Source organism: Thermus kawarayensis JCM 12314, from assembly GCF_055393575.1.
This window is the reverse complement of record NZ_AP043756.1, coordinates 618023-629665: the sequence shown is the minus strand read 5'-3', so window position 1 is coordinate 629665 and position 11643 is coordinate 618023. Positions and strand designations below refer to the sequence as shown.

Annotated in this window: 4 protein-coding genes; all 4 read left to right on the top strand. The window is 70.6% G+C overall.

Going from position 1 to position 11643, the window contains the following annotated elements; all coding sequences use genetic code 11:
• Positions 1–45: 45 nt before the first annotated feature.
• The 4 genes from ACZ5RK_RS03790 to ACZ5RK_RS03775 all read left to right on the top strand — a co-directional run bounded on the left by ACZ5RK_RS03790 (position 46) and on the right by ACZ5RK_RS03775 (position 11537).
• On the top strand, positions 46–531 hold the full coding sequence (locus ACZ5RK_RS03790) for a hypothetical protein (protein WP_464909726.1): 486 nt from the start codon (positions 46–48) through the stop codon (positions 529–531).
• A 16-nt stretch (positions 532–547) separates the two neighbouring features.
• The gene (locus ACZ5RK_RS03785; RefSeq protein ID WP_464909725.1) at positions 548–3346 is read left to right on the top strand and encodes a hypothetical protein; all 2799 of its coding nucleotides are present in this window, start codon (positions 548–550) and stop codon (positions 3344–3346) included.
• 128 nt (positions 3347–3474) lie between these two features.
• Positions 3475–6186 (top strand): hypothetical protein, encoded by a 2712-nt coding sequence (locus ACZ5RK_RS03780; RefSeq protein WP_464909724.1) that lies wholly within the window; start codon positions 3475–3477, stop codon positions 6184–6186.
• Entirely contained in the window at positions 6183–11537 is a 5355-nt protein-coding gene (locus ACZ5RK_RS03775) for a hypothetical protein (RefSeq protein ID WP_464909723.1), read from the top strand. Before ACZ5RK_RS03780 ends, ACZ5RK_RS03775 begins: the two co-directional genes overlap by 4 nt.
• The last annotated feature ends 106 nt before the right edge of the window (positions 11538–11643 follow it).

Here is an 11643-nt window from a genome sequence, read left to right as displayed (position 1 = left end):
ACGGTTTTCACAGGCGGGCCATCATCCTAACAAAAGGAGGTGGGCATGCGAAAACTCCTACCCACAGCCTTCCTGGCCCTGGCGGTGGCCTTGGCCCAGGCCCTGACCCTGGACCTCAGGCCCTACTTGGTCAAGGCGACGGAAGGAAAAGAGGCCTACGAGGAGAACCCCCTGGCGGTGAAGCCAGGGGACGTGTTGGAGTGGCGCCTGGTGGCGGAAAACCGCTCGCAAGGGGACCTCCGCCAGGTAGTCCTGGTCATCCCCATCCCCAAGGAGACCCACTATCTGGAAGGGAGCGCCAGACCCCTCCAGGTGGGCACCGCCACCCTCCTCCCCGAGTTCAGCTTTGACGGGGGGAAGACCTTCGGCAAGCCTCCCCTCAAGAAGCGGGTGAGGGTGGTGGAAAACGGAAAGGAGGTGGAAAAGGAAGTGGAGGTGAAACCCGAAGAGTACACCCACGCGCGCTGGGTCATCCCCCTTCTTCCCAAGGGGAGCAAGGTGACGGTAAGCCTCAGGACCATAGTGAGGTAGAAAAGGAGGTAAGTGGATGAAAAGAGCGGGTTTTGTCGGCCTTCTTATGGCTATGTTTCTGGGGCTGGCCTACGCCATGACCCCCGCGGGCACGGCCATCCAGAACCAGGCCTCGGCGAGCTACATAGACTCCGCAGGCCAGCCCCGCACCACCACGTCCAACCTGGTCACCACCATCGTCCAGCAGGTCTACGCCTTCAGCATCACCCCAAACGGCGCGGAAGCGACCCCGGGCCGGACCAAAACCGCCCTCCCCGGGGGCCAGGTGGTCTTCAACTACCTGGTGCAGAACAACGGCAACGGCACGGACACCATAAACCTCTCCACCCAGCAAGGAACGGCAGACAATTTTGACCTCTTGAGCCCCGCCATCTACCTGGACAGCAACTGCAACGGCACCCTGGACGCCGGGGAGAACACCCCCATCACCAGCGTGACCCTGGGCATGGGCCAGCAGGCCTGTGTCCTGGTGGTGGCCACGGTTCCCTCTGGGGCCACGAGCGGCCAGTACGGGAACCTGAACCTGACGGGCGCCTCCGCAGGTAGCCCCACCGTCACCGACACCGACAACTGGGCCCGGGCCGTGGTCACAGCCCAGGCTGCCCTCACCGCCAGCAAGGGGGTGAGCCCCACGGGGAGCGTGGCACCGGGGAGCTCCATCACCTACACCATCAGCGGCCAGAACGTGGGGGGGAGCGCGGCCTACGGCATCCCGGTGACGGTAGACGGCACGCCCAAAATCGGCATCCTGGTCCAGGACGTGATCCCCACGGGCCTCACCGTGACCACCTCGGGCACCAACCCCACGGGGTACGCGGGGGCCGGGACCGCGACCTTCATCTACCACGACGGCACCTCCTGGACGGCGACCCTGCCTGCCAGCATCACCGGGGACGGCACCAAGAAGCTGGGCATGCTTATAGAGGGCGCGGGCGCCTTCTTCCCCGTGGGGGCCCAGTACACCTTCAGCTTCACCGCCCAGGTGCCCTCCGGGGCCGCCGCCGGAACCAGCTACGCCAACTCCGCCACCGTCCAGTTTGACGCCAACGGGGACGGGGACGCTTCGGACCCCGGGGAGACCCTCACCACCAACACCACCACCAACACCGTGGGGGCGAGCCACGACGTGGCCGTGGGCCCCTACGGGTTCCCGCAGGCGGGTGCCAGCGGCAGCTACACGGCGGGCGGTTACACGGTAACCCGAAGCGGGGACACCCAGACCATCGCCACCGCATACTCCGGCACCGCGGTGATCTTCCGGCACACCCTGAAGAACACCGGCAACACGGCGGATAGCTTCACCCTGGGCTTCACCGGCGCTCCCGCAGGCTGGACCTGCCAGCTCCTGGCGGACGACCTGACCACGCCCCTCTCCGGCCCCGTGGGCCCCGTCCCGGCGGGAGGGACCCTGGACTTCGCCCTGAGGTGCTCCATCCCCGCGAGCTACACCTCCTCCTCCCCCATCACCCTCACCCTCACCGCCACCAGCGTGGGCGACCCCTCCAGGCAGGACACCACCCAGGACACGGTGAGCCAGGTGCAGGACGGCTTCCGCCTGGACATCTACGGCGGGTTGGATGGGAGGGATGCCCCCTATAACCTCAGCAAGGCCCCTGCCCCGGGTAGCGCCACCAATACCTCGGACGACACCGCCACCAGCAGGCCCGTCATCCCGTCCTCCAACGCCAACCCCGGGTCCACAGTGGTCTACCGCCTGCGGGTGGACAACCTCAACATGAACGGCCAGGCGGACAACTACACCCTCTCCGTCCAGCCCATGGACCCAACCCTCTTCGCCAGCAAGGTGCAGAGCGTCCTCTTCTACGCCGACGCCAACAACGACGGCCTGCCCGACGGCGCCCCCATCACCAACACCGGGGTGCTCGGCGCGGGCGGGACCTTCACGTACCTGGCCCACGTCATCCTGAAGCCCAACGCCACTCCCGGGGGCTTTGGCTTCAACTTCGTGGCCCAGAGCACCCAGTCCTCCTCCGAGCCCATAGACTACGTCTACACCGAGATCTGGGTAAACACGGTGGCCCAGGTGGTCCTGGACCCCGACCGCTCCGGCACCGTGACGAGCCCGGGCACCATCACCTACACCCACACCCTGGTGAACAACTCCAACGCCCCCGCCTACTGCGACATCTCGGGGAGCGGCGGGAGCCACGGCTGGACCTACCAGTACTCCACCGATGGGACCAACTGGTACGGGGCCCTGGCGGACGTGTACGTGGCGCCCAACGGCGGCACCACCACCATCTACGTCCGGGTGCTGGTGCCCGCGGGGCAGGCGGTGGGCGTGGTGGACGTGAACACCGTCACCGCCAACTGCGACGTCACCACGGGCTCCCCGGACAACAGCTACGAGGCCACGGACACCGCCACCGAGACCACCACGGTGGTGGGCGGGGAGCTCTCCCTCACCAAGAGCGCCGTGACCTACGTGGGCTCCAGCTCCACGGTGCGCTCCTCGGACGGCAGCCAGGCCTACCCCGGGGACACCATTCAGTACACCATCGTGGCCGAGAACATCGGCACCGGGAACCTCACGAAGGTGGTGGTGTCCGACCCCATTCCCGCCTACACCGACTTCCTGAGCGTGTCCGCCACGGCCACGGGCTTCGGCGCCACCGCCACGGTCCTCTACTCCACGGACGGCGCCACCTGGAGCGCCACGCCGCCCAGCGCCGTGCCCGCGGGCGGGGCGGTCTACGTGGGCGTGGACACCAACGGGGACGGCAACATCACCAACGCCGACACCATGCCCCCCGCCGCCAAGATCACCCTCACCCTGAGGGTGCAGGTGCAGTAGGCCCCTGATCCCCGCCCCGGGGGCTTCCCCGGGGCGGGCCCCCCAAAGGGGGAACACAAAACACGAGAGCCGGCGTTTGGAGAGGACCTTCTACAGGGTTTTCACACCCGGAGGTGAGGATGGAGGGGATGAGAGGAGGCAAGCAACACCGCCACGGCTCCTGGGGGAGATTCCTGTCCCTCCTGCCCTTCCTCCTCTCCCTGGCCCTGGCCCTCACCCCCGCGGGCACGGTCATCCGCAACCAGGCCTCGGCGGAGGCCTCGGGGGAGCGCTACCTGTCCAACGTGGCGGAGACCCTGGTGCGGGAGGTCTGCCGCCCCTCCCTCTCCCCCGACGGGAGCCCCGAGGCCCCGGGGCTCCACGCCGCCACCACCCCCGGGGGGTACGCCTACCTCCCCTACCGCCTCCGGAACGGGGGGAACGCCCCCTTCACCTTCGCCCTGAGCCACGCCGTGCACACCTCCTCCTCTTGGAACCCGGAGGAGGTGCGCCTCTTCCTGGACCTGAACGCCAACGCCCTCCCCGACCCCGGGGAACCGGAGGTGTCCCAGGTCTCCTTGGGTATGGGAGAGGGGGTGGCCCTGGTGGTGGCCGTCAAGGTGCCCGCCTCCGCCGAGGGAAGCCTCCTCCTGACCCCGGTGGCCACCTGCCCGGGCGGGGAGCGGGACGCGGAGAACTACGCCCGGGTGGAGGCCTCTCCCGTCCCGAGGCCTAGCCTCTCCCTGAGCAAGGGGGTGAGCCCCCCTACCCTCCTCCCCGGGGAGGAGGCCACCTTCACCCTGGTCCTGCGCAACCTGGGGGGTGGGGAGGCGGAAGGCCCCATCCTCCTCACCGATCCCCTGGGGGGCCTCGAGGGCCTCCGGTACGTTCCGGGAAGCGCCCGGGCCCCCAAGGGGCGGGTGGAGTACTTTGACGGCCAGGACTGGCTGGGCGCAGAACCCCCCGTGGTGCTGGGCATCCGGCTGCGCCTGGACCGGCTCGCCCCGGGGGAGGAAGCCTCCCTCTCCTTCCGGGTGAGGGCCCTCCCCGGCACCCCGCCGGGCCCCCGGGAAAACCGGGCCCGGGCGGAAGGGGCCGGAGGCCCGGCGGAGGGCGTGGCCTGGGTCAGCGTTTCCCCCCTCTACCTGCACCACCTGGGCCCCGGGGGGAACCCCAAGGCCCTGCCGGGAGGGGAGGGAAGCGGGGACGACCTCCAGGAGGGCCGGACCTTGGCGGGCCAGACCTTCTGCTTCCGCCACACCCTTCTCAACGAGGGGAACGCCGGGGACCGCTACCGCCTCGAGGCGGTGGGGGCCCCCGTGCGCTTCCTCACCCTGGCGGGAACGCCCCTCCCCAACCCCCTTCCCCTGGGCCCGGGGGAGAGCCTGGACTTTCTGGCCTGCCTGGACCCCCAGGCCCCCGGCACCCTGGAGGTCGCCCTGGTGGCCACCTCCTTGGAAAGCGGTAGGGAAAACCGTACCCTAGACCGCCTCGAGGTCCTCCCCGCAGACGCCCTCACCCTGAGGAAGGAGGCGGACCCCGCCCCGGGAACCACCCTGAGGGCGGGGGACCTCCTCACCTACACCCTGGTGGTGGAAAACCGCTTCGCCCCCCTCCCCGGGGCCCGGGTGGAGGACCGCCTTCCCCCGTGGGTGGAGTTCCTGGAGGCCCCTGGGGGAAGGTACGACCCCGAGAGGCACACCGTGACCTTCCTCCTGGACCCCCTGCCCCCGGGGGAAACCCGCCTGACGGTCCGGGTGAGGGTCAGGGCGGACGCGCCGGACGACACCCTTCTTCAAAATCGCTTCACCCTCACCTCCGAAGCCACCCCCAACCCCCTGATCTCCAACGAGGTGCGCCACCCCCTCCTCTCCGTGAACCTGGCCCTGGAGAAACGGGTGACCCCGGAGGAGGCTTCCCCGGGGGACACCCTCACCTACACCCTGAAGGTCACCAACCCCGCCTCCGTGCCCCTGGAGGTGTGGCTACGGGACACCCCCGACCCTCGCCTGGCCTACGTGGAAGGGAGCGCCCGGGGAGGGAGGTGCGGGGGCGCCCTCACCCCCCTGGAGCCCCGGAAGGAGGGGGGCACCCTGGCCTGGACCCTGGCCCTGGGCCCCAAGGAGAGTTTCTGCCTGGAGTACCGGATGCGCCTCCTCCCCGGGGCCTCCGCCACCCTGGTGAACCAGGCCGTGGCCCAGGGGACGAGCGCCCAGGGAGGGGCCACTGCCCGGGTGCAGGCCAGGGCCCTGGTGCGGGTCCGGCCCGGGTCCTTAGGCCTGGAGCGGGGGGTCTTGGTGGGCCGGGTCTACCTGGACGTGAACGAGAACGGGCGCTACGAGCCGGGGACCGACATCCCCCTCCCCGGGGCCCGGGTCCTCCTGGCCAACGGCTGGCAGGCCCTCACGGACCGGGAGGGCCGCTACGCCTTCCGGGACCTGGAGCCCGGGGTCTGGCAGGTGATGCTGGACCCCTCCTCCGCCCCCTTTCCGCCCCTCCCCCACCCCGAGGCCCTGGGGGAGGGCTACCGCCACGGGGTGCGGGTGCAGGGGCTTACGGTCTCCGACTTCCCCTTGAAGGCCCCTAGGGGTTTCGTCCAGGCCTACCGGGAAACCACCCTGCGCTTCGGCCCCCTCACCCTGGAAAAGCGCCTCATCCCCCTGGAGAAGGGGTTCCGGGTGGTCCTCCTCCTGCGCTCCCAGGAACCCCTAGAGGAGCTCACCGTGCGCGACCCCCTTCCCGACGGCACGGAGAAGGTCTTCACCTTCGCCCGCTTCGGGGGGGAGGAGACCCTGCTTTACGAGTACGTCCTCGAGGCCCCCTTCATGTCCGACCCACAGGTGCGCTGGAGGTACCCATGAGAAGCTTGGCGGCCGCCCTTCTCCTCTTGGCGCTCCCCGCCTGGGCCCAGCCCGTGGTGCGGGAGTTCAAGGCCACGGTGGTAGGAGACGCCCTGGGATGGGAAACCCACTCCCTCGCCCTCTGGCTAGTTCTGCCGCAAAAGGGCGAGGCGCGGCTCGAGCTCTACTCCCCGGGGTTTGACCCTGCGGACTACCGAAGCGCCCTCAGGGGCAAGGAGGAGCTGGGCGACGAGCGCTACGATGGCGGAAGGGGAGAGCTCAAGGCGGTCTTCCGCCTGGCGAGGGAGGGAAAGGTCCTGAAGGAGATGGCCTTCGGGGAGGAGCCCCACCGCTGGGTAACCCTCTTTGAAGGGGAGCTGGAGCCCGGCGTATACCTGGTGGAGAGCGCCTTTTACGGCCTCGGCAAGAACGCCTTCGTCCTCAGGGCCACGGCCCCCTCCTTCCGGGTCTTCCTGGACCCGAAACCCCAGCTCGTCCTGGACGTTTCCTCCTGGACGAGCAACCTGCGCCTCCTCCCCGACGAGCGCGGCCGGGTGTGGGCGGAGCCCCTGACGGTCTTCTCGGAAGCCCCCCTGGAGATAGAGTTCTACGACGAAGACGGCCCCGGAGAGCTTCGGGCCCGGGTGCGCTACGAAGACGGCACCGTGGAGGAGCGCCCCGTTTCCGGGGATCGGGAGTGGATCGCCCACACCAAGCGGCCAGGCCTCGCCGTCTTCGGCTTCACCCAGCCCCCAAGGGCCCAGCAGTACTCCAACACCCTGGCCTTCCGGGTAAAGGCCTGCACCCTCCTAGAAAACGGGGTCCTGCGGGCCACCCCCCCGGGGGAGGCCAGGGCCCGGGTGGTGGACGAGGCGGGCAAGCCCCTCTCCCTGCCCATGGAGGAAAAGGAACGGGTCTTCCGGCCCCTCCTCCCCCAGGGGGCCGAGGTGGTGCGGGTGGAGGTCAAGGGAGCGGTGATCCCCCAGGGCGACCGGGCGGAGATCGGCTGCCCCGGGGGCGAGGCCACCTTCGTGGTGCGCCTTCCCAAGCCCCAGGCCCCCCAGGAAGGCCAGGTGCGGGTGCGCACGCTCCTGGTGCTGCCCGGGAAAGAGGTTCCCGGGGCCGCCCAGGTGCGCCTGGGCCAGCTGGAGGCCCGGGTGGAGGGGGAGCGCCTCTTCTCCCTGCCCCCCGGGCTTTACCCTCTGGCGGCCCAGGCGGAGGGCGCCAGGGTGGAGGCCCCGGCCCAGGTGGAGGTCCAACCCGGGAAGACGGTGGAGGCCGTGGTGCGCCTCTACCCCCAGGTGGCCCTGGAGCTCACCCCCAAGGAGGTCTACCTGCGGGTGGGGGAGGAGGGCGAGGTGCTCCTGCGGGCCACCACGCCCTACAAGGGGCTCCTCCCCGCGGAGCTTTCCCTGGAGGTGCCGGAGGGCCTCGAGGCCCTCTCCTCCCCTAAGGCCCTAGGGCCCTTCCCCCAGGAGCTCCGCCTGCGCTTCCAGGCCCTCAAGGAAGGTACCTACCCCTTGCGGGGGCTCCTCGCCCCCTGGGGGCTGGAGGCCCGGGGAAAGGTGGTGGTGGTCCGCCCCGCCACCTTCCGCCTCACCAAAGAGGCCCTCACCCCCGAGGTGGAGGCGGGAGGGGAGGCCCGCTTCCGCATCACGGTGGTCAACGAGGGGGACGAGGAAGGAAGGACCCTCCTCCTGGACCGCTTTCTGGGGAAGGAGGAGAGGCGGGAGGTCTTCCTGGGGGCCAAGGAGGGCCGAAGCTACGAGCTGGCCTTCCCCGTGCCCCTGGAGGCCCAGGGGGTTTTGATCAACCGGGCCGAGCTTTCCACCGGAGAGAAGGCCGAGGCCCAGGTGCGGGTCCTGAGGCCCGAGGCCCACCTGGAGCGGAGCCTTCCCCACCGGGTCTACCTGCCCGGGGAGGAGGTGGTCCACCGCCTCCGGGTGGAAAACCGGGGCCAGGCGCCCCTGCGCTACCTCCTGGAGGACGCCTGCCCCGACTGGCTCGCCCCCCTCACCCCGGCCCGCTTTGAGGGCTACCTGAAACCCGGGGAGGAGGCCCTCCACACCTACCGGGCCAGGGTGCTCCTGGGACCCGAGGCCGAGGGCACCTGCGTGGCCACCCTCCGGTCCCCCACGGAGACCCTGAGGGCCCATGTCTCCCTGGAGCGCCGCCTCCTGCAGCTGGTCAAGGAGGCCGACCCTCCCCGGGTGCTGGAGGGAGGGGAGGGGGTTTTCCACCTGCGGGTGCGGAACCCCGCCGACCACCGGGTGGAGGTGGAGCTCCGGGACGTCCCCGGCCGGGGTCTGGCCATGGAGCCCTGGGGGGAACGGGTGGGCCTCGAGGCCGGGGAGGAACGGGTCTACACCCTCCCCTTCCGGGCCGAGGCCTTGGGGGAGGTGGATAACCAGCTCTCGGCCTTCGTGGGAGAGACCCCGGCCGCCTTCCCCGTGAAGGCCAAGGTGGCCGTCCTGCCCCTCCTCGTCCCCGAACGGGTCTCGGTGGTGCGCCTCCCCTTCCGGGTGGAGGGGCAGGGGGAAGCCCTCCTCCTGGGCTTCCGCCCCCCGGAAGGGGCCCAGTACAGCCCGGGCTCGGCCCGGCTTCTGGGCAGGCCTCTGGAGGAACCCCGGGTTCTCCCCGACGGCACCCTGGTTTGGCTCCTTCCCTTCGCCCGCGAGGGCACGCTGACCCTCACCCTCCTCCACGCCCAGGCCCTGCCTCCCCTTCCCGAGCCCAGCCTCACCCTGGTGCGCCTGGACCGGGAGATGCCCCTTAAGGGCAACCTCCGCCTCCGGGACTACCAAGGGGCCAAGCCCTTTGTGGGCAAGCGCAAGGGCCTCATCCAGGAGCCGCCGGACGGGGCCATCCTGAACCAGGAGGCCATCTCCCTAAAGGTGGAGGCCCCCCTGGGGCCCATAGCCGTGCGGGTGAACGGCTTTGAGGTGGAGGCAAAGCTCCTGGGAGAGGCCCAGTACGACGAGGGGCGCAAGGTCCAGCGCCTGGCCTACTACGGCGTGCCCCTGGCCCCCGGGAGGAACACCGTTGAGGTGGAGGGCCCCACCTTCTACGACAAGGTGGAGGTCTTCCGGCCCGGGAACCCCAAGAGGCTGGTGCTGGAGCCCGTGCGCCTCAAGGCCGACGGGCGCACCCCGCTGGAGTTCCACCTGAAGGCGGTGGACGACCTGGGCCTGCCCGCGGGCTTCGGCTTCGCCACCCTCGAGGCCGACCCGGAGCCCGTGGCCCCGGACGCCAACCTCCTGGAGCCCGGCTACCAGGTCCTCCTCAAGGACGGGGTGGCCACGGTGATGCTAAACCGCCTGCTCACGCCCCGGGAGGTGCGCCTAAGGGCGCGCTTCAACCAGCTGGAGGAAACCTTCCGCCTCTTCGTGGGAGGCTCCGAAGAACCCCTCTGGCTCGCCCAGGGGAGCGTGGGCGTGGCCTACAGCCCCGGGGAGGGAAGGCCCAGGGTCTTCGGCCTCGCCCGGGGCTACCTGGAAGCCCCCCTGGAGGGCGGCTTCCTCCAGGGAGCCCTGGACACCACGGGAGGCCTGGCCAAGGACCCGGACCCCGGCCTCTTCCCCCTCACGGGGGCGGGGGAGGAGGCCAGGCGCCCCCTGGCCTCCGACGACCCCGTGGCCCTGCGCTACACCACCCCGGACTACACCCTCTCCTACGAGCGGGGCCCCCTGGCCCCGGGCCTGGGGGATGCCACCGCCCTGCGCCTCTCCACCCGGGGGGATGCCAGGGTGGAGGCGTTTTTGGCCCTCCTGCCCAAGGGGCTGATGCGAGAGGAGATCCTCCCGGACGGCACCGCCTTCTATCGCCTCTCCCAAGCCCCGGCCCCGGGCTCCCTGCGCCTCACCCTGGTGGAGGGGGGGAGGGTGAGGACCCTCCAGCCCGGGGTGGACTACACCTACGACTTCACCACCGGGGAGATCGTCCTGGCGAGGCCCCTCGCCCCCTTCACCCCCGAGTTCGCCCCGGTGCGCCTCGTGGCGGAGTACGCCCCCCTCTCCGCCCCCCGGGAGGACCTGGCCCTGGGGGCGCAGGGAGTCTACCAGGCCGGGCCCTGGAGGTTCAGCCTGGGCGGGTACCTGCACTCGGAGTGGCGAAACCTCGCCCTGGGGGCCTCCCTGGCCTACGGCGAGGGGGGAAACCAGGCCCAGGTGGAGGCCACCTTCCGAGATCGGTGGCGCTTCGGCTTCTCCGCCGCCCTGCAGGAGGGCCCCCTCGAGGCCCGAGGCAACCTGGCCTACGAGCTGGGCGGCGAGGTGCAGGGCGCCTTGCGGGCGGCCTACGACCTGGGCCCCGGAGAGGTGGCCCTGGAGCACACCACCCCCGCCCGCACGGGCCTAACCTACGAGCACAAGCTCACAGGGGGCTTCCGCTTCGGCCTCGGGGCCGGGTGGGCCTGGCGGGAGGGAAGCCTCTACCTCCTGGGCCGGGCGGCCTACCAGGAGGGGCGGGCCCGCTTCGGCCTCTCCCACGCCCTCCTGCTCTCCGGGGAGCAGGAATCCAGGCTGGACCTGCTGTGGCCCCTGGGGGAGGCCCTGGAGGCGGAAGGAAGCCTGGCCTACCTCTGGGGCGAGGGGCTCCAGGGCACCCTGGGGCTCCGCCAGCGCCTGGGCGGCGCCAACCTGGCCCTCTCCTACCAGCTCCCCACGGCGGGCGGTGAGGGCAACCGGGCCCGCTTCGGCCTGGAAGCTCCCCTCCCCATAACGGAGAGCCTTTCGGCCAACTTCGGCCTCTACGCCCTTTACGCCTTCTCGGGAGGACACGGGGAGGTGGGGGGAAGCGCCGGGCTCCGCTACGCCCGGGAGGGGCTGGTGGCCACCTTCGGGGTGGAGGGCGCCCTGGGCCCCAAGCTGGCCCTCCGGGGCGGGGTGGCGGGGAGCCTGGACGAGGAGAACACCCTGGGTCTGGACCTCAGCCTCTCCCTCCTCCCCGAGGTGAGGGGCCGCTTCAGCCTGGCCTACGCCCTTAGGGCCCAAGACCTGGCCCTCCTCACCTACCACCGCTACGCCACGCAAACGGGCCTCCTGGAAGGGCAGCTCTCCGCGGCCTACGCACCCTCCCCCTACTGGTCCCTGCGCCCCGCCCTGGGCTACCGCTACCCCTTCCCCGATCCCGAAGGGGCCACCTACGCCCTCGGGCTTTACGCCACCCTCTTCCCCACGGAGCTTCTGGGCCTTGGAGGCGGAGCCAGCTACACCTTCCAGCCCGCCACCCGGGCCGACGCCCTGGTCTTCTCCGTGGAGGCCACCCTGCGCCTGAGCCCCCTCTGGCTCTCCCTAGGCTACCAGTTCGGGGAAAGCCTCTTCGCCCCAGAGGGGGTGTACCTGAGGCTGGACGTCTTCGGAGGTGAGCGGTGATGAGGGCGGTACTGGCGTTGGCCGTTGCGGCACTAGCCCTTTCCACTTGGGCGGAGGCCCAAACCGTGCGGCCGTTCTCCTCTAGATACGCGGTGAACGGTCGCTT